A 22,102-nucleotide genomic window follows, 5' to 3' on the forward strand; every position below is an offset into this window, starting at 1 on the left:
CGGGTCCGGCCGCTAGAGTCCGTGCATCCCATCCGGAGGACTCGATATGGCAACGGCCCTGCATGCCCTTTCCGACCGCGCGGCGACCTTCGCCGCCCGCCAGCCGCGCCTTGCCGTCGGCGGCTCCATTCTCTGCTGCATCGTCCTGGCGGAACTCGCGGCGGCCTTTGCGATCAACGGGGTCCTGTGATGTCCGTCGATCCGCACGACATCCGCCACCTGGTGATCCTCGGTCACCCCGCGCCGTGGAGCTTCAACGGCTCGGTCGCCGCCGATTATTGCGACGCGGTGCGCGGCTGCGACCAGACCGCGGTGCTCCGGAACCTTTATGAAATCGGGTTCGATCCGCTGCTCAAGAACGAGGAACGCCCCGATATGCCGGGTTTTGCGCCGGCGCCGGACGTTCAGGAGGAGATCGACCTGATCCGCGACAGCGCGGTGATCGTGCTGGTCTACCCGATCTGGTTCGGCATGCCCCCGGCAATCATCAAGGGGTATGTCGACCGCGTGATGGGCGCCGGGCTCGCCGCGCGCGACATCAAGACAGGCACCGGTCTCCGGCCGCTTGAGGGCAAGCGGCTGGTGATCCTCAGCTCCTCCGCCTCGACCATGCCGTGGCTGGAGGAGCATGGCCAATGGGCGTCGATGCGCCAGGCCTTCGACACCTATCTCACCACGATCTTTTCGATGGCGGGCAGCGCGCATGTCCATTTCGACGCGATCGTCGATGGCCGTGACGAACGGTTCGTGCGAGAAGATCTCGAGCGTGTCCGCGAACAGGCCCGATCGACCTGCGCCATGGTGCTGAGCGAACGGCACAAGATACAGACCCGGGCAATCGTACAGGGCAATGGTGCTTGAGCGAGCATGACGTAGATGGATGATCTCGATCCGGTCACGCTTGATCCGGTCATGGCGGCGTCGCTGGGCTATGCCCTCGCCATCGGGCTGCTGATCGGTCTGGAACGGGGCTGGACGAGCCGGCGCGAGCGGGCGGGAACGCGGGTCGCGGGTTTCCGCACTTTCGGGTTGCTCGGGCTGGCCGGTGGCGTCGCCGGCCTTTTGCCGGCATTGGGCGCGATCGCGTTGCTGGGCAGCGCGGGCCTGATCATCCTGGTCGGCTATCTGCGCCAGAGCCGCGAGCCGGACGACCTGAGCGCGACCAGCGCGATCGCCGGCGTTGTCGTGCTGGCGCTCGGCATGCTGGCAACCTCCGGACAGCCGGCGATCGCGTTGGGCGCGGCGGCCGCGGCGACCTTGTTGCTGTCGATGCGTGGCCAGCTGCACGGCATCGTGCGCGGCCTGAGCGCGGCGGAGCTTCGCGCCGCGGCCCGGTTCGCGATCCTGGCGCTCGTCCTGCTGCCGCTGATGCCCGATCGCGCCATCGGCCCCTATGCGGCGCTGAACCCGCACAAGCTGATGCTGGTGATCATCTTCGTCACCGGCCTGTCCTTCGCCGGCTATATCCTGGCCCGCCGGGCAAGGGCATCGCGCAGCATGGTGCTGGTGGCGGCCTGCGGCGCGCTGGTCTCCTCCACCGCGGTAACGCTGGCGTTCGCGCGCAGGCTGGCGACCAGCCCGGCCGCGGCCGCCGCACTGTCGGCAGGGATCGCGCTGGCCTCGGCGATCAGCGTCGCACGAGTCTGCGTGCTCGTCGCCATCCTCGCGCCACGTGCGATCGGGCCGCTGGCGATCATCCTGGGGCCGGCGGTGGCCCTGCTGGCGGGCACGACCTGGTGGCGGCTTCGCCACGAAACGACGCAGCAGGAACAGGCCGTCGCACTGGGCAATCCGCTCGAACTCGGCGCGGCGCTCGTCCTGACAATGGTCGTCGCCATCTCCTCCATCGCCAGCCATTGGGCGTTGATCGCGTTCGGCGATGCGGGCGTCGCGGGGGTGCTGGCGGTGATCGGACTGGCCGATGTCGATGCGGCGGTGATCGCCTTCGGCGCCATGCCGCCCGACGCGATCGCGCCGCGCATGGCCGGCGTGGTGCTGGCGATGCCGGTGCTGCTCAACATGGTGCTGAAGACGGGGCTTGTGCTCGGCGTGTCGCGATCCCGCGCGCATCTCGTGGCAGCAGCGCCGCTGGGTGCTGCGACAGCGGCGATCGCGCTCGGAATCGGCGTTGCGCTATGGTGACTCGTCAGCTGTCCCCGCGATCGAGGTCGCGGGCAAGCAGCGCCATCGCCAGCGGAAAGACGACCAGCCAGATCGCCCCGACAAGGATCAGTTCCGGCCAGACGAGCTGGAAGAACAGCGCCGGCGCCAGCGCGCCATTGGCGAGCAGCATCCAGCGCAGCCATCCGCGCCCATAGGTCGTCGCGAGGAGCAGCAACGACAGGCACATATGAGTGTAGCCGAGCAGGTCGACCGTCGTGATCGGGGCGCGGAAGGTGCAGCAGGTAAAGTCGCTGAACGGTCCGATCTGCCCGGCCGCTTCGCGCGGCAGGACCGAACCGAGCTGGATGGCATAGGCGCTGCTGACCTGAGTCGCATAGACCACCGCCAGCGCCAGCGCCCCGAGCCGCCTGGCGCGATGCTCCGGCGCCGCCTGCGCGCTCGACGCCGCCATGGCGAGCACGAACAGCGGCGCCAGCGCGAGCGACGGCGCGAAGACGAGATAGCGGTCGAGCGGTGTCGGCAGCCATCCGGCCACCTGCAGGACCTGCGGCACGCCATAGGCGATGCTTGCCGCGCAGGCACCGATCGCCGCCCAATAGCCGAAGCGGCGGTCGGCCGGTGCGACCGCGCTCATGGCGCACTCGCGTCGATGATCACCTTGAGCGCGCTGGTTTCGGCGGCGCGGCCGAACACGTCATAGGCCTGGAGCACATCGTCCAGACTGAAGCGATGCGTGATCAGCCTGGTCGGGTCGAGCTTGTTCGACGTGACGGTCTTGAGCAGCATCGCCGTGGTCGCAGTATCCACCAGCCGCGTGGTGATCGAGATGTTCTGCGACCAGAGCGCTTCGAGATGCAGGTCGACCTTGGCACCATGCACGCCGATATTCGCGATCACGCCGCCCGGCGCGACGATCTGCTCGCACAGTTCGAAGGTTGCCGGGATACCCACCGCCTCGATTGCCGCATCGACGCCGCGGCCTCCGGTGATCGCCTTGACCGCCTCGACCGCGCCATCGGCGCTGTTGATCGCATGGGTCGCCCCGAAACGACGCGCCACCTCAAGCCGATTGTCGTCGAGATCGATCATGATGATTTCGGCCGGCGAATAGAATTGCGCGGTCAGCAGGGTGGCCAGGCCGATCGGCCCGGCCCCGACGATCGCGACGCTTGAGCCGGGCGATACCTTGCCGTTGAGCACGCCGCATTCGAAGCCAGTCGGCAGGATGTCGCTGAGCATCACCAGTGCTTCCTCGTCCGCGCCGGCGGGGATCGGATAAAGGCTGGTGTCGGCATGCGGGATGCGCACGAACTCGGCCTGCGTGCCGTCGATCATGTTGCCGAGGATCCAGCCGCCGGTGACGCAGTGCGAATACATGCCGCGCCGGCAATAGTCGCAGCGCCCGCAAGAGGTGATGCACGAGATCAGCACATGGTCGCCGGGCTTGAACGCGGTCACGCCCGCGCCGATCGCCTCGATCACCCCGACACCCTCATGGCCGAGGATGCGGCCCGGCGCGCAGGTCGGCACGTCGCCTTTCAGGATGTGGAGGTCGGTGCCGCAGATCGTGGTCCTGGTGACGCGAACGATCGCATCGCCGGCGTCGACGATGACGGGCCTGGGACGTTCCTCCAACGCCTTGCGGCCGGGGCCCTGATAAACGAGCGCTTGCATGATGCGAGTCCTGCGACTGTTGGCGATGCGCGATCGATGCGACGTCCGCCGGCCCGGGCCTATTGGTAGAAATACGAAGCTGCCGCCGGCACGCGCGTTTGATCGCCGTCAACCCGGCGCGGTCGGCACGATGATAACCGCTGACGCGATCCGCTCGCCAGCGAGCTCAACCGGACCAGCCATTCCCATGCATCTTCGCCATCCCGCCCCGCGTCGCGCCTTCTGGACGCAATCGCACCATCTCGACCGGATGACCCTGGGCGAGCTGGTGGCCGCCTATTTCGGGCATTACACGATCCTCAGCTATCTCGTGCTGACCATGGCCTCGATCGGCATCTGGCTGTGGCGCCCGGCGGCGGCGGCGCCGACGCTCGCGGCGATCCTGCTGGTGGTGCTGGCATATCCCCTGGTGTGGTACGCGCTGCACCGCTGGGTGCTGCACTGCCACTGGATGTTCAAGGTGCCAGCGCTCGCCGGGCTGTGGAAGCGCATCCATTACGACCATCACCAGGATCCCAACCATCTCGAGGTGCTGTTCGGCGCGCTCTACACGACACTGCCGACATTGCTGATCGTCTCGGCGCTGCCCGGCTGGCTGATCGGCGGGGTCGGCGGCGCCGCGGCAGGGTTCGCGACCGGCCTGCTCGCTACCTGCTTCTACGAATTCTTCCACTGCATCCAGCACCTCGCCTACAAGCCGCGCGTCCGGTGGCTGGCAGTGATGAAGCAACGCCATATGGAGCATCATTTCCACGACGAGCATGGCAATTTCGGCATCACCAACTTCCTGTGGGATCGCCTGTTCGGCACGCTCTACAGCCGCAGCGAGCGGCCGGCGAAAAGCCCGACGGTGTTCAACCTCGGCTATACCGAGGAGGTCGCCGCGCGCTATCCGTGGGTCGCCCGCCTGTCCGGCGGCGTAGCGACGGGGCATCCCCGCCGACGGGGCTGAGCGCGCATCCTTCAGGACGGCAAAGCCGAGGTCGCGGCACGCTCCTGCTCGAGATCCTGCACGATTGCGCGGGCCTGGGTTCGCACGTCTTCGAGATGTTGCCGGACCCAACGCGGATCCATGCCGGCAACGATCGACCCATAGTGAAAATGCCGTGACGGACCCATGGCGAACGCGTTCTGGAGATAATGATCGAAACAGGTGATCAGCGATTGCAGCTGCCCTTGCTCGTCGAGCCAGATGTCCTTCAGGCCCGACGAGGTGAAGCTCAGCATGCGTTTGCCCGCAAGCACGCCCTTGGCGGAGCGGCCCTGTACGTCGCCGGGGAGCACCCCGGTTCCGAGCACGCGCTCGATATATCCCTTCATCATCGCAGGCGGGGTGCCGAACCAGAGTGGATAGACCAGCACGAACACGGCCGCGGTGCTGAGGAGGGCCAGTTCGTCCTCGATATCAGCGAACTGCCGGAAGCCGGCTCCGGGGCGCTCCGCCGACTTCAACACCGGATGAAACCCCATGGCGTACAGGTCACGGACCAGCACCTCATGGCCGTGCCGGTTGACCTCGGTGCTGTAGGCATGAGCGACCGACGCGTTGAAGCTTTCCTGTTCCGGGTGGCAGAGAATCACGACATGGCGAATCGCGGAGGACTGGGACTCATCGGTCATGCTGGATCTCCTTTCCCGGCATTCTAGCGGGGTTGACGCCCAACCGCCCTCCGGAGATGTACGGAGCCCGGCGCGGTAGATGGGACGAATCGCGAAACCCGCGCGCCCGACATATGGAAAAGGCCGCTTGCGCGGCCAATCCAGGAAATTCGCTGATTCCCATTGGGAAAACTGGAGCGGGCGAAGGGATTCGAACCCTCGACCCCAACCTTGGCAAGGTTGTGCTCTACCCCTGAGCTACGCCCGCTCTGGCGCCTGACCGGTCGGTGGACCGGGCGGGTAAGGGGGCGGCCTCTAGCATCGGCTTTTGGGTCCGGCAACCCCTTGATGCACAACCGACGAAAAGGGTTGGCTTGAGCGCCCGCGCACCCACATAAGGCGCGACATAGAAGTACGGGAGCGACACTTGGCCAGTTTGGGAATGACCGCCGCGGAGCGCGAGGCAGTCGAAGGGTTCCGGCGCGACGTCGTCGAGCCATCGATGACGAAGCTCGTCATCATCGATTTCTGGGCCGAATGGTGCGGGCCGTGCAAGGCGCTGACCCCGGTGCTGGAGAAGGTCGCGGCCGAGTATGCCGACAAGGGCGTGGTGCTGGCCAAGGTCGATACCGACAAGAACCAGTTCATCTCCGCCCAATTCCAGATCAAGTCGATCCCGACCGTCTATGCGATGTTCCAGGGGCAGCTGGTCGCCGACCTGACCAGCGCACGCACCGAATCGCAGCTGAAGACGATGCTCGACCAGATCCTCCGCCAGCTGCCGGTGGAGAGCGAAGTGGCCAGCGCCGAGGCCGAGATCGAGCCGCTGATCGCGATGGGCGAGCAATTGCTGGCTGACGGCGACACAGATCGGGCGCTGTCCGTGTTCGAACAGATCGGCGAGATGGTGCCGGAGCACCCCGCCATATTGTCTGGCCGGGTGCGCGCGCTGGTCGCGGCGAATCGGATCGACGAGGCCGAGGCGGCGATCGCGGCGCTGCCCGAGGAGCTCGCCAAGCTGCCCGAGATCGAGCGCGCGAAATCGGCGGTGGCGCTGGCGCAGGACGCCAAGCCGGTCGACGACCTGGCGGGCCTGGCGGCGGAAGTGGCGGCGAACCCGGATGATCTCGACAAGAGATTCGAGCTCGCCGGCGGCCAGATGGCGGCGGGCGACCGCGACGCGGCAGCCGATTCGCTGCTGGACATCATTGCCGCCGACAGAGACTGGAACGAGGGCGCGGCACGCCAGCAGCTGCTGAAGCTGTTCGACGTGGTCGGCCTGGAGGATCCCTGGGTTTCGGCGCAGCGGCGACGGCTGTCGGCGATCCTGTTCGGATGACCGACGCGCCGGTCTCGACTCGGCTCTCGATCTTCCCGCTCCCCGGTGCGCTGCTGTTTCCCGGCATGCACTTGCCGCTGCACATCTTCGAGCCGCGATACCGCGCGATGATATCCGATTCGATGGCGCGCGACCGGCGGATCGGCATGATCCAGCCGCGCCCTGGCCCGCTGGCGCCCGGCGAGGCCCCGGCGCTGTTCGAGATCGGCTGTGTCGGGAAGATCGCCGAGTTCGAGGCGAGCGAGGACGGACGCTACAATCTCGTGCTGGAAGGTGTCGCGCTGTTCCGCATCATCCGCGAACTCGACGTGACGACCGCATTCCGCCAGGTCGAGGCGCTGTTGCTGCCGGTGCCGAGCGAAGCCGAGATCTTGTCGCTGTCTCGGCGATCCTCGCTCGAGATCGAATCGCGCCGCTTCGCCGACGCGCAGGGCTATGCGGTCGACTGGGAGGCCGTAACCCGGCTCGACGACGAGGCATTGGTCAATGGCATCGCCCAGATCGCGCCGTTCGACGTGGCGGCAAAGCAGGCGCTGCTCGAAGCGCCGGGGATCGAGGACCGCGCCGAGCTGATCATCCAGCTGATGCAGTTCTTCGGCCGCCACGACGGCGAGGATTCGGTGACGCTGCAATAGCGCTCTGTGCCTCGGTGTTACATCCCGACCTTGTATCCGTCCGTCGGTGCCACCCAGATCATCTTCTGTTCCAACGGCGGCGTCGTCGCGCCCTCAATGGTGGCCTTCGCCACATAGTCCGAGCCGGCGGGCACATAGGTGGTGCAGATGCGGCGATCGATGATGCTCGCCAGACCACCCGCTATCAACTGGCGGATCCCCACCGCCTCACTCTCGCTGAGCTTCTGGCCCTCGAGCGAGATGCCGGCCGCGTCGATATCCTGTTTCCGGATCGTCCCGCAGACAGCGCCCGCATCGATCTCCACCGTCGTGACCGTGTCCACGATGACCAGTGGAGCCGGCGAGACCAGGACGGTGGCGCTATTGTCATAGTTGCCATCGGGCCGCTTACGGTAACCCGCAAGCGACCGGCAGCTGTGCTTCGCGACGTCCGGCTCATAGCATTGCAGCATGCCGGACGCTGCCGGCGCGAGAGGATCGGCAGCTGTTGGCGTTCCGTCCTGCGCGGCCGCCAGAATTGCCAGGGCGACGATGACGCTCATCCGCGACTTCCTTCTTGCGAAAAGATCTAAACCGTCAGCCCCTGAAGCAGCTTCGGCACGTCACCCGATTCGCCCCGCGCCTCGGCCATGAAGCGGTCCTTGAGCGGCGGCAGCTTCTGGACCGCCGACAGGCCGAACCGGCGTACTGCGGAGGCAGTGCGGCCGGGAATGCCGAACAGGCGCGTCAGGCCGTCGGTGGCGGCGGCGACCATGAAGGTGTCGAGGCTGCGCCAGCGCTCGTAGCGGGCGAGAAGCTGCGGATCGCCGAGATCGAGGCCGAGGCGTTTACCGTCGACCAGCACCTCCACCAGCGTCGCCACGTCGCGGAAGCCGACATTGACGCCCTGACCGGCGATCGGGTGGATGCCGTGCGCGGCATCGCCGACCAGAGCGAGCCGGTCGGCGGTGATCGTCGCGGCGTGATGGAAGCCGAGCGGATAGCTCGAGCGCGCGCCGAGCGGGCCGAGCTTGCCGAGGAAGCCACCCATCCGCTTCTCCGCCTCGGCGAGGAAACCGCGATCGGAGAGTTTGAGCATGCCCGCCGCTTCGTCTCGGCGCACCGACCAGACGATCGCCGAGCGATGGCCCTGGGCGTCGTCGTTCAGCGGCAGGATCGCGAACGGGCCCTTCGGGTAGAAGATTTCATAGGCGATATTGTCGTGGCTATGCTCGTGGTGAAGCGAGGTCACCAGCGCGGCATGATCATAGGTCCAGCGCGCGACCTTCAGCCCGGCCGATTCGCGCGTCGGCGAGTTGCGGCCTTCGGCGGCGATCAGCAACGGGGCGGTGACGACCGCCCCCGAATCGAGCGTGACGGTAACGCCGTGCGCGCCGCGATCGACCGCGACGGCGCGCGTCTTCATCCGCACGTCGACGCCGGGTGCCGCTTCGGCCGATTCGAGCAACGCGCCGCGCAGCCGCCGATTCTCGAACATGTGACCGAGCGCGCCGCTTTCCGCATCGGGCTCGAAATCGAGCGCGCCGGGTTCGAGCCCGTCGCTGACCCGGATGCCCTGGATCGGGCAGCCATGGCCGCCCAGCCGGCCCACCACGCCGATCGTCTCCAGCATGCGATAGGGCGCGCTGGCGATCGCCGAGGCGCGGCCGTCGAAGTCGGCGGCGAGGATCACCTGCGGATCGGCAATGTCGATGACGATGGCAGTGAGGCCGTGCGCGTCGAGCGCCACGGCGAGTGCGCTGCCGACCAGGCCACCGCCCAGAATGATGACGTCCGCTCTATCCATGCCCTCGCTCTAGCGTGCGTCGGGCACGGTGCCAATGCGCCCGCCCAATGGCTTAACCTTGACGTCGGACTCGCCAGGAGCGATGATTCCGCGCGTACAGACAGCGAACAATCGAGGACCAGATCATGGCTAGCCGGGCGCAGCCGCCCTTGTGGCGCGAGACGGTGAAGGCAGGTGCCGCGCGAAGCGGCGCGCTGATCGGCGCGATGGCCATCGCCATCGTCGCTTTGCTCCTGTTCGTCGCGCTGATCACCTATCATTCGGGGGATCCGTCGCTGAACACCGCCTCGGGCGGGCCGGCCGAGAACTGGCTGGGCACGCCGGGCGCCTGGACCGCGGATATTCTGTACACTGTGTTCGGCGTGTCGGCGTTTGCAGCGTTGCCGATCGTCATGATCCTCGCGATGCGGCTATGGGCCGACGTGCCGGTCGGCCGCTGGAGGCTGATGCTGGCGGCGTCGCTTGGCGGCATCCTGTTGGCCGATACGACCATTGCCCTCATTTCCAGCGCCGCGGTGCACGGCTTCCCCGCCGGATATAGCGGCGCGATCGGCCTCGGAATTGCCGATCTGCTGCGCTGGGGCATGGGCTTTATCGGCGACCCGAATATGATCCTGTGGACGTCGCGTGCCGTGGCGGTGACCTTCGCGCTGGCCGGCGCCGCGGTGTGGGCACTCAGCTTCATCATCGATATCGCCGATCGTCCGCGCCGCATGCCCAGGCCGAAACCGGTCAAGGCGGAGCGCCGCACACCCGAACAGGAAATCCTGGCGCCCGAGCCGGTGCGCAAACCCACGCCGCGGGCCGTCGCAACCCCCGATTCGCGACCCGGGCCAGTCATCGCCGAACGCAATCTCGCGCCATCGGTGGCCAAGCCCAAGGCCAAGCAGGCGTCGTTCGACCTCGGCGACAACTCCCAGCTTCCCCCGCTCGACCTGCTGAAGCCGGCGCCGCCCGCACCGGGCGGGCCGGTCGACAAGGCCGCGCTGGAACGCAATGCCCGGCTGCTCGAATCGGTGCTCGACGATTTCCACGTCAAGGGATCGATCATCAACATCCGGCCCGGCCCTGTGGTGACGATGTACGAGTTGGAGCCGGCATCGGGCATCAAGGCGAGCCGGGTGATCCAGCTTGCCGACGATATCGCGCGCAACATGTCGGCGATCTCGGCGCGCGTCGCGACCATCCCGGGGCGCACGGTGATCGGCATCGAGCTGCCCAATGTCCGGCGCGAGACGGTCGGGCTGCACGAGCTGATCGGATCGCAGTCGTTCGACGACCAGTCCGCCTCGCTGCCGCTGGTGCTCGGCAAGAACATCGCGGGCGACCCCGTCATCGCCGATCTCGCGCCGATGCCGCATCTGCTCGTCGCCGGCACGACCGGGTCAGGCAAGTCGGTCGGCCTGAACTGCATGATCCTGTCGCTGCTCTACCGGCTGCGCCCGGACCAGTGCCGGATGATCATGATCGATCCCAAGATGCTCGAACTGAGCATGTACGAGGACATCCCGCATCTTCTCTCCCCCGTCGTCACCGATCCGGCCAAGGCGGTCCGTGCCCTGAAATGGGCGGTCGAGCAGATGGAGGAACGCTATCGCATGATGTCCTCGGTCGGGGTGCGCAGCCTCGCCAGCTTCAACGAGAAGGTGCGCGCGGCACGGACCAAGGGCCAGCCGCTCGGGCGGCGCGTCCAGACCGGCTATGACGCGGAGACCGGCCAGCCGATCTATGAGGAGGAGACGCTCGACTTCCAGCCGCTGCCGCAGATCGTGGTGATCGTCGACGAGCTCGCCGATCTGATGATGACCGCGGGCAAGGAAGTCGAATTCCTGATCCAGCGGCTCGCGCAAAAGGCGCGCGCGGCGGGCATCCACCTGATCATGGCGACTCAGCGGCCCTCGGTCGACGTCATCACGGGCGTGATCAAGGCGAACCTGCCGACCCGCATCAGCTTCCACGTCACCTCCAAGATCGATTCGCGCACCATTCTGGGCGAACAGGGCGCCGAGCAGCTGCTGGGCAAGGGCGACATGCTCTACATGCCGGGCGGCAAGGGCATCGTGCGCGTGCACGGGCCGTTCGTCAGCGACGACGAAGTCCGCGCGGTGGCGGATCACTGGCGCGCGCAGGGACGGCCCGACTATATCCAGTCAGTCACCGAGGAGCCTGAGGATGGCTTTGCGCTCGACGGCGCGCCCGATGGCGAGGATTCGGCCGAGGACCAGCAATATCGCGCCGCCATCCAGCTCGTCGTGGAAAGCCAGAAGGCATCGACCTCGTGGCTGCAGCGCCAGCTCCGGATCGGCTATAACAGCGCCGCACGGCTGATCGAGCGGATGGAAAAGGACGGCATCGTCAGCCGCCCCGACCATGTCGGCCGGCGCGACGTGCTGCGCGACCGGGACGGGAACCCGCTGTAGGACTCGTGGTTCAGAAGGGGTTCAACCCGGCGTGCCTAGCGCCGGGACCTGTCTCGGGAGAATATCGTGATCCTTCGCAATCTGTCGGTGCTGGCGGCGCTCGCCGTCCCGGCACTGGTCGCAGCGGCCCCGGCCACCGGCGATCTCGCGCTCGTCCAGAGCCATCTCCAGTCGGTGCAGAGCCTGACCGCCGCGTTCAGCCAGACCGACCGCGCCGGCAAGGTGCTGACCGGCACCCTGACGCTGAAGAAGCCCGGCAAGGTCCGTTTCCAATATGAAAAGGGCGTGCCGATCCTGATCGTCGGCGACGGCCGGGCGCTGACCTTCATCGATTATTCGGTAAAGCAGGTGCAACGCTGGCCGATCGGCAATTCGCCGCTCAGCATCTTGCTGGATCCGAGCAAGGACATGACGCGCTTCGCCAAGGTCGTGCCGGGTTTCGACCCACGCATCATCTCGGTCGAGGCGAACGACCCCAAACATCCCGAATATGGTCGCATCACGCTCGTCTTCATCCGCGACGCGAGCGCGCCGGGCGGGCTGATGCTGCAGGGCTGGGTCGCGCTCGATTCGCAAAACAACCGCACGACGATCCGTCTGTCGAACCAGCATTTCAACGCGCCCGTGAGCGACAGGACGTTCAATTGGAACGACCCGCGGCGAAGTTTGGGCCGAAACTGACCCTTCGTTCATAGTGGCGACAGGTTAGCAGTCCTAAAAAGACATTGCGGATGTGGGGCGGCCCGGGATTTTCCCCCTGTTGCTCGGACGACCTGCTTCCCGCCTGCGTGACGAACGCTAGGTCGGCCCTCGCTCCATGCCCCCGGAGCGAGGGCCTTTCCATTTCCGGTTCTTTCCCCTTCCGTCGCTTTCCTTGTCGGCACCCATTCCCGCCGCTACATCGCCTTGATGGCGCTCAAGATCGTTTCCTGGAACATCAACTCGGTTCGCTTCCGTATCGAGATTGTCGAACGTTTTCTGCGTGAAGTGTCCCCGGACATTTTGTGCCTTCAGGAAACCAAGGTGATCGACGGGGATTTCCCCACCGCGCCGTTCCGCGCGCTGGGCTATAACCACATCATCCTGCACGGGCAGCGCATGCACCACGGCGTGGCGATCATCAGCCGCGTGCCGCTGGTCGAGGACGACCGCTTCGACTGGCAGGCCAATCGCGAAGCGCGGCATGTCGGGGTACGACTGAACAACGGCGTGCGGCTGGAAAATGTCTATGTGCCTGCGGGCGGCGACGTGCCGGACCGCGACGTGAACCCGAAATTCGGCCAGAAGCTCGATTTCGTCGAGCGCATGACGCGCTGGTCGGAAGGCTTGAACGTACCGACGATCCTGGTCGGCGATTTCAACATCGCCCCGCTCGAATCCGACGTGTGGAGCCACAAGCAGCTGCTCGACGTGGTCAGCCACACCCCGATCGAGGTCGCGGCGCTGGACGGGCTGAAGGCATCGAACGACTGGGTCGATCTCGGGCGGCATTTCGTGCCGGCGCCGGACCGACTGTTCACCTGGTGGAGCTACCGCGCGAAGGACTGGCTCGCCTCGGACCGCGGGCGGCGGCTCGACCATATGTGGGCCACTACCGATGTCGCGAAGACGGCGGTGGGCCACACGGTGTTCGAGGATTGCCGAAGCTGGCTGAAACCCTCCGACCATATCCCCATCATGACCGAGTTCGCAGTGTGACCGACGCACGAAGGACGGCAGAAGCAATCGACGCCTTGCGGCGCGGATGGCCGATCGCGATCGCGGGGGCCGACGGAACGCTCGCCTTGCTGCCGATCGAGACGACCGACCCGACGCGGCTGGCCGCGTTCGATCCGGATGGGCGGGCATCGGTGCTGCTCACCTCGGGTCGCGCGGCGACCCTGAAGCTCGCCAACCAGCGCGAGGCGGCGGCGCCCGATTGCCCGGTACTGGTCGAGCGTGCGCCCTGGCTGGACTTCGCCGCGGCAACTGCGCTGGCCGATCCGCAATTCGACCTTCGGACCCCGCTGAAGGGCCCGTTCCGCGCGATTGCGGTCGAAGCGCCCGACGCCGCTGCCGCCGCGCTGCGGCTGGCGCGGATCGGTGGCGTATTGCCGGCCTTTTTCGCCAACCCCGGCGCGACGGCCCAGGTGACGCTGACGCCGGCGGATATCGATGCGCATGAGGATGCGGCGCGGCTGACCATCGCGACGCGCGCGCGTCTGCCGGTGTCGGGGGCCGAGGATACCGAGATCGTCGCCTTTCGCACGCCCGAGATGCCGGGCGAGCATGTTGCGCTGCTGATCGGCGCACCGAACGGACAGCCGCCGCTGGTGCGTCTGCACAGCGAATGCCTGACCGGAGACGTGCTCGGCAGCCTGAAATGCGATTGCGGACCGCAGCTCGATGCGGCGATCCGCGCGATCTCGGACAGCGGCTGGGGCATCTTGCTCTATCTGCGCCAGGAAGGGCGCGGGATCGGGCTGATCAACAAGCTGCGCGCCTATGCGCTGCAGGATCAGGGGTTCGACACGGTCGATGCAAACACGCGGCTCGGCTTCGCGGTCGATTCGCGCAATTTCGCGGTCGCGGCGCGGATGCTCGAACTGCTCGGCCAGCGATCGGTGCGGTTGCTGACCAACAATCCGGAAAAGGTCGCGCAGCTCGAGGGCGCAGGAATCAAGGTGGTCGAACGCGTGCCGCATATCCTGCCGGCCAACCCCTTCAACGAACGTTATCTGGCGACCAAGCGCGACCGCACCGGACATCAGTTCTAAGGTGCGCTATTTCCTCGACGTCGAATTCAACGGGTTCGGTGGCGAGCTGATCTCGCTCGCACTGGTGCCCGAGGCCGATGACGTGCCGCCCTTTTACGAAGCGGTGCGATGCGACCGGCCGACGCCATGGGTCATCGACCACGTCCTGCCGGTGCTGGCTACCGTGCCGGTGGATCGCGCGACGTTGGCGCGCCGGTTCGAGACCTATCTGGGTGACGACCCCGATCCCCTGCTGGTCGCCGACTGGCCGGAGGATATCGCCCATGCGGCGATGCTGATGGTCATCGCGCCGGGGCGGCGCATGGCGCTCGACCGGATCAGGTTCGAAATGCTCGATTCGATCGGCTTCGATTCAGCCGCGATGAGCGCCGTACCGCACAATGCCTATCATGATGCGATGGCGCTGCGGACCTACACGCTCGCGCGCGAACGCTAGGCGAGCAACCGGGCGACCTCGTCGAAATCCGTCGCGATGTCGCGAACGCCGAGCGCGCTGAGCCTGGCGGCGTGATCGGGACCGCAATGCGTGCCACCGCAAAAGCCGATGACCCAGGCGCCGGAGGCGACCGCGCCGGTCGCGCCTACGGGCGAATCCTCAAGGATCGCGCACCGCCCGATATCGACGCCCAGCGCCGCCGCGGCATGAAGATAGAGATCGGGCGCGGGCTTGCCGCGATCGACATGCTCGCGCCCCGAGAAGATCCTGTCGCCGAACGCGTCGCGGATGCCGAGATGCTCGAGATGGCGCTCGATCCAGCGCGTCGTGCTCGAAGAGGCGATGGCGCGGGGGAGGTCAGCGGGCAGGCCGCGCACGAAGGCGACCGCGCCGGCAACTGCATCCAGCCCTTCGCGCATCGCCCGGTCGTCCTCGGCCTTGCGTGCCACGTGGAAATCGTCGGGCACGGCCCGGCCGATCCAGCGCTCGATCGCCGCGAGGAAATCGCCGCCCGCCAGCCCCATGAAATTGGCCATGGATTCCTCGGCCGTGGTCGGATGGCCGGCGCCGGTGAGATAGTCGGCGATCTGCTTGTTGCCGGCATATTCGCTTTCGAGCAGCACCCCGTCGAAATCGAAGATCAGTGCGTCAACCTTCATGCGCGCGCGCCGAACAGGGCAGTGCCGATACGGACATGAGTCGCGCCAAGCGTTACCGCCGTCTCGTAATCGCCCGACATGCCCATGCTGAGTTGGTCGAGACCATTGTCTCGCGCCAGCTTGGCGAGCAACGCGAAATAGGGTGCCGGCTCCACGTCGGCCGGGGGCACCGCCATCAGGCCGACGATCGGCAGCCCCGCATCTCGCGCTTCGGCGAGCAGGGCCGGCAGGGCGTCGATCGCGCAGCCGCCCTTCTGCTCCTCATCGCCGATATTGACCTGAAGGAAGCAATCGGGCCGCCGGCCTTGCCGCTCCATCGCGCGGGCGAGCGCGGCGATCAGCGAAGGCCGGTCGACCGAGTGAATCGCATCGAACAGCGCGACCGCTTCCTCGGCCTTGTTCGACTGAAGCTGGCCGACCAGGTGCAGGCGCACATCGGGCCAGGCCTCGCGCAGCATTGGCCATTTCGCCTGAGCCTCCTGAACGCGATTCTCGCCAAACACGCGCTGGCCCGCCGCGAGCAGCGGCTCGATCTCATCGGCGTTCCTGGTCTTCGATATGGCGATAAGGGTCACCGCATCGGCCTTGCGGTCGGCAAGCCGGGCGGCGCGGGCGATCGCCTCGCGCACGATATTGAGGCGGGTCTCGGGGTCGTCGGGCTGCATCGGCAGCGCTATAGGCAGGGGCGTGCCGCACCGCCACCCCAAGCGCCCGCCGATTCCGACGCTCTGGCTGATGACCGACGAGCGGGTGGGCGACGATCTATGGGCGGCGATTCATGCCCTGCCGCGCGGCGCGGGGATCGTGTTTCGCCACCACGCGACAGGCCTGGCGGAACGGCGCGCCCTGTTCGCGCGGGTGGCGCGTCTGGCCCGGCGCAAGCGGCTGACCCTGATCCGGGCGGGATCCACGTCGTTCGCGAACGAGGCCGGCGTTCATGGCCGTGGCAGGCGCCTGCCCGGCGGCGTCCGTAGCTGGGCGGCGCATAGCCGGGCCGAGGCGATCGCCGGCAAGCGCGCCGGTGCGGATATGCTGTTCGTGTCGCCGGTCTATCCGACTCGCTCGCATCCCGGTGCGGGCGCGCTGGGTCCGGCACGCGCCGCGGCCATCGTGCGCGGACTCGGCATTCCCTCGATCGCGCTGGGCGGCATGGACGCGCGGCGATTCAGGACATTGCGGAGGCTGGGATTTCACGGCTGGGCGGCAATCGACGCCTGGCTACCCGATCAGAAGCGGAACGCCGTCCCGATATAGACTGCCTGGCTGTCGCGGCGATCGTCCGGCGCGGGCTGGAGGCGATAATCGCGCTCCGCCTTGTAGCGCACGCCGGCCGTCACATCGAGGTTGCGGGTCAGGCGATAGGAGCCGCCGACATCGAGCGAATAGGCAGGCGCTTCCTCGACCAGCTTCGGCCCGTTCGGCAGCGGCCGATCGGCCCCCGCCTTCACGCGGCCGGTGAAGCGATTGCCGGAATAGCTGACGCCGACATCGACTGCCTCGCGGCTACCCGGCATGCCGGCAAGATCGACCTTGGCGACGTCACCCGACAGCGCGAACCGGCGCCAGCCGACGGCGACGCCCAGATTATAGGCGATCGGCGCGATGCTGACCGAGGACGGCGTATCGATGATCGAGCCAGAGCGCTCGGCGGCCATCGCGGTGCGAGTCGACCGCGCACGGACCGCGACCGTGACGGCGCGGTTGCCGTTGCGGCGCGAATCGGTCGGCGTGAAACGGAAACTGCTGGTGTCGAGCCCGCTCCGCGCGAAGACCGCCGCGAGCTTCGGATCGGCCGCGGCCGGCGTGAAGGAATTGATGTCGCCCACGTTCAGCGGCGCGATGCGCTTGAGCGGCAGGCGGGAATCGCCCGGAGCGCCGATCGCCGGTGCCATGGCGAAGCCAGCGGCGACGAGCGCCCCCACCCCGATTCCGGACATCCAACGCCTTGAAAACACGTGCGACCCCTTCAGTGCCCGGATTCGGCACCTCACTCTAAATGGCGCCTATCACGATTCGATCCAGCCCTGCCACTGTCTTGACGCATTTTCCCCCGAAGTGTTGCTCGCGGCACACAGGCCGCCCGCGCGCGCCATGCTTGCGGCAGGCGCGAGACCATCTATAGATGCCCGAGATTCTCATGAAACCGTCCAGGAAACCGCCGATGAACCGCCTTTTGCGTACCGCGATTGTGGTTTCGCTTGCCCTTCCGCTCATGGCCTGTGGCCATCGCGGCAAGGATCGCGCCGCCCCCGATCTGGCCGCCGCCAAGGTGACCACGATCGGCGTGAACTCCTATCTCTGGCGCGCGAGCCTCGACACGCTGAGCTTCATGCCGCTGCTGCAGACCGATTCGAACGGCGGCGTGATCGTGACCGACTGGTATGTGAACCCGGCCGCCCCGACCGAGCGCATGAAGGTGACCGTGACGATCCTCGACCAGGATCTGCGCGCCGACGGCCTGCGCGTGGCAGCGCTGCGTGAAGTCAACCAGGGCGGGCAATGGGTCGCATCGCCCGTCGCGGCCGCGACCGTGCAGAAGCTCGAGGATATCATCCTGACGCGGGCGCGCGATCTGCGCCGTGCCGCCATCGCCAACTAAAAGGCGTTCTCCTCATGGCGTCACGCTTCAACGCGCTGAAGGCGGACGCGGCTTGGCAGAAGGTGTGGGACGACCGCAACACCTTCGCCGCGCGCGACGATTCGGCCAAGCCGCGTACCTATGTGCTCGAGATGTTTCCGTATCCTTCGGGGCGGATCCATATCGGCCATGTCCGCAATTACACGATGGGCGACGTGCTTGCCCGGTACCGCCGGATGACCGGGCACGAAGTGCTCCATCCGATGGGCTGGGACGCGTTCGGCATGCCGGCCGAGAATGCGGCCATGGAAAAGGGCGTGCACCCCGGCGGCTGGACCCGCGCCAATATCGCGACGATGAAGGCGCAGCTGAAACGCCTGGGCTTCGCGCTCGACTGGACGCGCGAGCTGGCGACCTGCGAGCCGGACTATTACGGCCACGAACAGGCGCTGTTCCTCGACCTGTTCGCGTCTGGCCTGGTCTATCGCAAGGAATCCTCGGTCAACTGGGATCCGGTCGACATGACCGTGCTCGCCAACGAGCAGGTGATCGACGGCCGTGGCTGGCGATCGGGCGCGCTGGTCGAGCGGCGCAAGCTGAGCCAGTGGTTCCTGAAGATCACCGATTTCGCCGACGAGCTGCTGGAAGGCCTGGAGGGGCTGGAGCATTGGCCCGACAAGGTGAAGCTGATGCAGGAGAACTGGATCGGCAAGAGCCAGGGCCTGACCTTCCGCTTCGCGCTTTCCGACGGCGAGCAGGTCGAGGTGTTCACCACCCGGCCCGACACGATCTTCGGATCGAGCTTCGTCGCGGTTGCGGCGGACCATCCGATCGCGCGGGCACTGGCCGAGCGCGATCCGGCGGCGGCGGCGTTCATCGAGCTGTGCAAGCGCGGCGGCACGACCGCGGCCGAGATCGAGACTCAGGAGAAACTGGGGTTCGACACCGGGCTGCGCGCGACGCATCCGTTTGATTCGGAATGGAAACTTCCGGTCTACATCGCCAATTTCGTGCTAATGGAATATGGCACTGGCGCCGTATTCGGCGTGCCAGCGCATGATCAACGCGATCTCGATTTCGCGCGGAAATACGATCTGCCGGTGCGCCGCGTCGTCTCCGAGGGCGAGGTCACCGACCCCGAGTTCAAGGGTGACGAGGCCTATACCGGGCCCGGCACGCTGGTGAACTCGCATTTCCTCGACGGCATGGATGTCGAGGACGCCAAGCGCACCGTGATCCGCCGCGCAGAGGAAGATGGCTGGGGCACCGGCTCCACCGTGTTCCGCCTGCGCGACTGGGGCGTCTCTCGCCAGCGTTACTGGGGCACGCCGATCCCGATCATCCATTGCGACGCCTGTGGCGCCGTGCCGGTGCCGCGCGAGCAATTGCCGGTCGTGCTGCCCGAGGATGTCAGCTTCGACATTCCCGGCAATCCGCTCGATCGCCATCCGACCTGGAAAAATGTCGATTGCCCGAGCTGCGGCGGTAGCGCGCGGCGCGAAACCGACACGCTCGACACGTTCGTCGATTCCTCCTGGTATTTCATTCGTTTCGCTAGCCAGCCGGGTAACGCGCCATTCGACCGCGCGGTGGCGGAGAAATGGCTGCCGGTCGCGCAATATATCGGCGGGGTGGAGCATGCGATCCTCCACCTGCTCTATGCGCGTTTCTGGACTCGGGCGCTGCGCCATATCGGCATGCTCGACGTGGCCGAGCCCTTTGCCGGGCTGTTCACGCAGGGCATGGTCACGCACGAGACCTATTCGCGCGGCGAAGGCGGCGAGCGTGTCTGGTACGGGCCCGACGACGTCTCGCTCGGCGGCGGCAAGGCCATACTGAAGGCGGACGGCGAACCGGTGGCGATCGGCCGCGTCGAGAAGATGTCGAAGTCGAAGAAGAACACCGTCGATCCGACCGGCATCGTCGACCAGTACGGCGCCGATGCGGTGCGCTGGTTCATGCTTTCCGACAGCCCGCCCGAGCGCGACCTGCCGTGGAGCGAGGCCGGTATCGAAGGCTGCTGGCGCTTCATCCAGCGCCTGTGGCGGTTGTTCGACGGACTGGCCGAGGCCGAAGCGAGCACCGCCCGCGATACCGCGCTCGACCGCAAGACTCATCAGACCATCGCCGGCGTCGCCGCCGATATCGAGGCTTTGTCGTTCAACAAGGCCGTCGCCAAGCTGTACGAGCTGGTCAATGCGATCGAACGCGCCGGCACTTCCGCCTCGCGCGTCGAGGCCATCCGCATCTTGATGCGGCTGGTGTCGCCGATGGCACCGCATCTCGCCGAGGAAGCCTGGGCGGCCAATGGCGGCGAAGGCCTTATCGCCGATGCGCCTTGGCCCGAAGTCGACCCTGCCCTGCTGGTCGAGGACGAAGCGACCATCGCGATCCAGGTCAACGGCAAGCTGCGCGATACCGTGAAGGTCGCCAAGGGCACGCCGCGCGAGGCGATGGAGACGATCGCCTTGGCCAATGCCAATGTGCAGCGTATCCTGGACGGCGCTTCCCCCAAAAAGGTGATCGTCGTGCCCGACCGTCTCGTGAACATCGTCGCATGAAGCGTTTCGCGCTTCTCGCCGCCCTGGCGTTGGCGTCGTTGGGCACGCTGTCGGGCTGCGGGCTGCACCCGCTCTATGCGGGCGGCGGATCGGGCGCGGTGGCAACGACCCTGACCAGGGTCGAGGTCGGCCCGATCGAGGGCAAGGCGGGCTGGCTGATGACCAATGCGCTGAAGGACCGGCTCCAGGCCAGCGGCTCGCCGCTGTACCGGCTCGAGATCAAGCTGGACGACCAGATCATCGGGCTCGGCGTGCGGCGTGACGACAGCGTTTCGCGCGAGCGGCGGACCCTGCGCGCCCGCTATCAGCTGGTTGACCTGTCCAAGGGTACGGTATTGCTGGATGCGACCGCCGGATCGGATGCCGGCATCGACGTGGTCAATTCCGAATATGCGACGATCGCGGCGGAGAATACCGCGCTCGAGCGGCTGTCCGACATCGTTGCCGACCAGATCGTCGCGCGTGTCGCGCTTTACGCGCAGCGGACCGCAGCGCCCGCGCAATGAGCTCCTTGGCGTGAAAGCCAACGCCAACCAGATTCGCGCCGCGATCGATGCGGCGAGCCCCGATATCCGCCTCTATCTGCTCCACGGCCCCGATGAATCAGGCGCACAGGAGATCGCGGCGCGCCTGGCGCGGACGATGGGCCCCGATGCCGAGCGCGTGGACCTCGAGCCGTCGGCCTTGAAGTCGAATCCCGGCCGCCTGGCCGATGAGGCGGCGTCCATGTCGTTGTTCGGCAGCGCCAGGCATATCCGGATCAGCGGCGCCGGTGACGATTGTTTCGAGGCCTTCACCCTGCTGCTCGATGCGGAACGGGCGGGTAACCCCGTCGTCGCCATCGCTCCCTCGCTCAAGGCGACGTCAAAGGCAGTGAAGCTGGCGCTGGGCGCGGCGCGCGCGATGAGTTTCGCCTGCTACCTGCCCGAGGGAGGCGACGCCGAAAAGCTCGCCACCGCGATCGCGCGCGAACAGGGGCTGCGCACGACCGGCGACACCGCGGCACGGCTGGCCACCGCCACCGGCGGGGACCGGGCCGTAATGACGCGCGAGCTGGAGAAGCTGGCGCTCTATCTCGACGCCTCGCCGGAACGTCCGCGCGAGCTGGACGATGCGGCGCTGGACGATGTCGGCGCCGACCTAGGCGACTCGGAAATGAGCCGCGCCATCGATGCGGCGATCGACGGCCGCCCGGATGCTTTGGGCAGCGAACTCGCCAGGCTGGAGGAAGCCGGCGTGTCGCCGATCCCGGTGCTGCGCCAGCTCGTCCGCCGCCTGATGACCCTCGCCGAACTGCAGGCCCAGATCGACGCCGGGGCAAGTCCCGGCACGGTGATCGAGCGCGTCTTCTTCCGCGAACGTGCCTCGACCGGGCGCGCGCTGCGCACCTGGTCCGCGCCGAAGATCAGCGAAGCAATTCAGCGCGCCCGGCTGGCGGAGCGGGCCATCATGAGCTCGGCAAATGCCGGGACGGTGCTGGCCCAGTCGGCGATCGTGGCGGTAGCCCGGATGGCGGCGCGACAGCGCTGACTGAA

The 22,102-nt window shown here is 67.0% G+C and carries 24 protein-coding genes and 1 tRNA gene; 16 read left to right on the forward strand and 9 right to left on the reverse strand.

All coding sequences use genetic code 11. The features are described from left to right. The first annotated feature begins 46 nt into the window (after positions 1-46). Genes ACZ1I2_RS02205 through ACZ1I2_RS02215 form a run of 3 tightly spaced genes read left to right on the forward strand, consistent with a single transcriptional unit; the run spans position 47 to position 2,142 of the window. Positions 47-190 (forward strand): hypothetical protein, encoded by a 144-nt coding sequence (locus ACZ1I2_RS02205; protein ID WP_465171229.1) that lies wholly within the window; start codon positions 47-49, stop codon positions 188-190. After that, positions 190-861 (forward strand): NAD(P)H-dependent oxidoreductase, encoded by a 672-nt coding sequence (locus tag ACZ1I2_RS02210; protein WP_465175274.1) that lies wholly within the window; start codon positions 190-192, stop codon positions 859-861. Before ACZ1I2_RS02205 ends, ACZ1I2_RS02210 begins: the two co-directional genes overlap by 1 nt. Before the next feature lie 15 nt (positions 862-876). Beyond that, positions 877-2,142 (forward strand): MgtC/SapB family protein, encoded by a 1,266-nt coding sequence (locus ACZ1I2_RS02215; protein WP_465175273.1) that lies wholly within the window; start codon positions 877-879, stop codon positions 2,140-2,142. 4 nt (positions 2,143-2,146) lie between these two features. On the opposite strand, the gene ACZ1I2_RS02220 is transcribed toward ACZ1I2_RS02215, so the two are convergent. After that, on the reverse strand, positions 2,147-2,758 hold the full coding sequence (locus ACZ1I2_RS02220; protein ID WP_465171226.1) for a hypothetical protein: 612 nt from the start codon (positions 2,756-2,758) through the stop codon (positions 2,147-2,149). Continuing rightward, a complete protein-coding gene (locus ACZ1I2_RS02225; protein WP_465175272.1) occupies positions 2,755-3,798 on the reverse strand; it encodes a zinc-dependent alcohol dehydrogenase family protein in 1,044 nt (347 codons plus the stop codon). The genes ACZ1I2_RS02220 and ACZ1I2_RS02225 overlap by 4 nt, the downstream gene beginning before the upstream one ends. 187 nt (positions 3,799-3,985) lie before the next feature. Here ACZ1I2_RS02225 and ACZ1I2_RS02230 point away from each other — a divergent pair, with 187 nt between their 5' ends. Next, on the forward strand, positions 3,986-4,750 hold the full coding sequence (locus ACZ1I2_RS02230; protein ID WP_465175271.1) for a sterol desaturase family protein: 765 nt from the start codon (positions 3,986-3,988) through the stop codon (positions 4,748-4,750). 11 nt (positions 4,751-4,761) lie between these two features. On the opposite strand, the gene ACZ1I2_RS02235 is transcribed toward ACZ1I2_RS02230, so the two are convergent. Together ACZ1I2_RS02235 and ACZ1I2_RS02240 are read right to left on the reverse strand one after the other, a co-directional pair. Further along, a complete protein-coding gene (locus ACZ1I2_RS02235; protein ID WP_465175270.1) occupies positions 4,762-5,418 on the reverse strand; it encodes an NAD(P)H-dependent oxidoreductase in 657 nt (218 codons plus the stop codon). Between the two features lie 172 nt (positions 5,419-5,590). After that, a tRNA-Gly gene (locus ACZ1I2_RS02240) sits at positions 5,591-5,665 on the reverse strand. 174 nt (positions 5,666-5,839) lie between these two features. On the opposite strand from ACZ1I2_RS02240, the gene ACZ1I2_RS02245 reads away from it, so the two are divergent. Together ACZ1I2_RS02245 and ACZ1I2_RS02250 are read left to right on the forward strand one after the other, a co-directional pair. Beyond that, positions 5,840-6,736: a tetratricopeptide repeat protein gene (locus tag ACZ1I2_RS02245; RefSeq protein WP_465177195.1), complete on the forward strand. Its 897-nt coding sequence runs from the start codon at positions 5,840-5,842 to the stop codon at positions 6,734-6,736. Then, positions 6,733-7,371, forward strand: coding sequence for an LON peptidase substrate-binding domain-containing protein (locus ACZ1I2_RS02250; protein WP_465175269.1), 639 nt, complete (start codon positions 6,733-6,735; stop codon positions 7,369-7,371). The genes ACZ1I2_RS02245 and ACZ1I2_RS02250 overlap by 4 nt, the downstream gene beginning before the upstream one ends. Positions 7,372-7,388: 17 nt before the next feature. Here the strand turns inward: ACZ1I2_RS02250 and ACZ1I2_RS02255 are convergent, their stop codons facing one another. After that, positions 7,389-7,913 (reverse strand): hypothetical protein, encoded by a 525-nt coding sequence (locus tag ACZ1I2_RS02255; protein ID WP_465175268.1) that lies wholly within the window; start codon positions 7,911-7,913, stop codon positions 7,389-7,391. A gap of 26 nt (positions 7,914-7,939) precedes the next feature. Further along, the gene (locus ACZ1I2_RS02260) at positions 7,940-9,157 is read right to left on the reverse strand and encodes a UbiH/UbiF/VisC/COQ6 family ubiquinone biosynthesis hydroxylase (RefSeq protein WP_465171221.1); all 1,218 of its coding nucleotides are present in this window, start codon (positions 9,155-9,157) and stop codon (positions 7,940-7,942) included. A gap of 125 nt (positions 9,158-9,282) precedes the next feature. On the opposite strand from ACZ1I2_RS02260, the gene ACZ1I2_RS02265 reads away from it, so the two are divergent. From ACZ1I2_RS02265 to ACZ1I2_RS02285, 5 genes are all read left to right on the forward strand, one after another. Beyond that, a complete protein-coding gene (locus tag ACZ1I2_RS02265; RefSeq protein ID WP_465175267.1) occupies positions 9,283-11,577 on the forward strand; it encodes a DNA translocase FtsK in 2,295 nt (764 codons plus the stop codon). 66 nt (positions 11,578-11,643) lie between these two features. After that, positions 11,644-12,258 carry a LolA family protein gene (locus tag ACZ1I2_RS02270; protein WP_465175266.1) on the forward strand — a complete coding sequence of 205 codons (615 nt, stop codon included), beginning with the start codon at positions 11,644-11,646 and terminating at the stop codon, positions 12,256-12,258. A gap of 228 nt (positions 12,259-12,486) precedes the next feature. Next, positions 12,487-13,275 (forward strand): exodeoxyribonuclease III, encoded by a 789-nt coding sequence (locus ACZ1I2_RS02275; protein ID WP_465171218.1) that lies wholly within the window; start codon positions 12,487-12,489, stop codon positions 13,273-13,275. Then, positions 13,272-14,333 carry a GTP cyclohydrolase II gene (gene ribA / locus ACZ1I2_RS02280; RefSeq protein WP_465175265.1) on the forward strand — a complete coding sequence of 354 codons (1,062 nt, stop codon included), beginning with the start codon at positions 13,272-13,274 and terminating at the stop codon, positions 14,331-14,333. The genes ACZ1I2_RS02275 and ribA overlap by 4 nt, the downstream gene beginning before the upstream one ends. 1 nt (position 14,334) lies before the next feature. Continuing rightward, positions 14,335-14,769: a hypothetical protein gene (locus tag ACZ1I2_RS02285; protein ID WP_465175264.1), complete on the forward strand. Its 435-nt coding sequence runs from the start codon at positions 14,335-14,337 to the stop codon at positions 14,767-14,769. Here the strand turns inward: ACZ1I2_RS02285 and ACZ1I2_RS02290 are convergent. Both ACZ1I2_RS02290 and ACZ1I2_RS02295 read right to left on the reverse strand, forming a co-directional pair. Further along, positions 14,766-15,428 carry an HAD family hydrolase gene (locus ACZ1I2_RS02290; RefSeq protein WP_465175263.1) on the reverse strand — a complete coding sequence of 221 codons (663 nt, stop codon included), beginning with the start codon at positions 15,426-15,428 and terminating at the stop codon, positions 14,766-14,768. The two genes, ACZ1I2_RS02285 and ACZ1I2_RS02290, sit on opposite strands and share 4 nt — an antisense overlap. Then, a complete protein-coding gene (locus ACZ1I2_RS02295) occupies positions 15,425-16,093 on the reverse strand; it encodes a YggS family pyridoxal phosphate-dependent enzyme (protein WP_465175262.1) in 669 nt (222 codons plus the stop codon). Before ACZ1I2_RS02295 ends, ACZ1I2_RS02290 begins: the two co-directional genes overlap by 4 nt. A 22-nt stretch (positions 16,094-16,115) precedes the next feature. On the opposite strand from ACZ1I2_RS02295, the gene ACZ1I2_RS02300 reads away from it, so the two are divergent. Beyond that, a complete protein-coding gene (locus tag ACZ1I2_RS02300; protein ID WP_465175261.1) occupies positions 16,116-16,682 on the forward strand; it encodes a thiamine phosphate synthase in 567 nt (188 codons plus the stop codon). On the opposite strand, the gene ACZ1I2_RS02305 is transcribed toward ACZ1I2_RS02300, so the two are convergent. Continuing rightward, positions 16,655-17,365, reverse strand: a complete 711-nt coding sequence (locus ACZ1I2_RS02305; protein ID WP_465171212.1) for a porin — start codon at positions 17,363-17,365, stop codon at positions 16,655-16,657. The genes ACZ1I2_RS02300 and ACZ1I2_RS02305 overlap by 28 nt on opposite strands. A 224-nt stretch (positions 17,366-17,589) precedes the next feature. Between ACZ1I2_RS02305 and ACZ1I2_RS02310 the strand changes: the two genes are divergently transcribed. From ACZ1I2_RS02310 to holA, 4 genes are read left to right on the forward strand one after another with little or no spacing between them, the layout of a single operon-like run. Beyond that, the gene (locus ACZ1I2_RS02310; protein ID WP_372856407.1) at positions 17,590-18,027 is read left to right on the forward strand and encodes a DUF3576 domain-containing protein; all 438 of its coding nucleotides are present in this window, start codon (positions 17,590-17,592) and stop codon (positions 18,025-18,027) included. A 14-nt stretch (positions 18,028-18,041) separates the two neighbouring features. Further along, positions 18,042-20,567 (forward strand): leucine--tRNA ligase, encoded by a 2,526-nt coding sequence (gene leuS / locus ACZ1I2_RS02315; RefSeq protein WP_465175260.1) that lies wholly within the window; start codon positions 18,042-18,044, stop codon positions 20,565-20,567. Beyond that, on the forward strand, positions 20,564-21,073 hold the full coding sequence (gene lptE, locus ACZ1I2_RS02320; RefSeq protein ID WP_465171210.1) for an LPS assembly lipoprotein LptE: 510 nt from the start codon (positions 20,564-20,566) through the stop codon (positions 21,071-21,073). The genes leuS and lptE overlap by 4 nt, the downstream gene beginning before the upstream one ends. 10 nt (positions 21,074-21,083) lie before the next feature. Beyond that, positions 21,084-22,097 (forward strand): DNA polymerase III subunit delta, encoded by a 1,014-nt coding sequence (gene holA / locus ACZ1I2_RS02325; protein ID WP_465175259.1) that lies wholly within the window; start codon positions 21,084-21,086, stop codon positions 22,095-22,097. The last annotated feature ends 5 nt before the right edge of the window (positions 22,098-22,102 follow it).

The sequence above is a fragment of the Sphingomonas sp. BL-S-29 genome, from assembly GCF_055521495.1.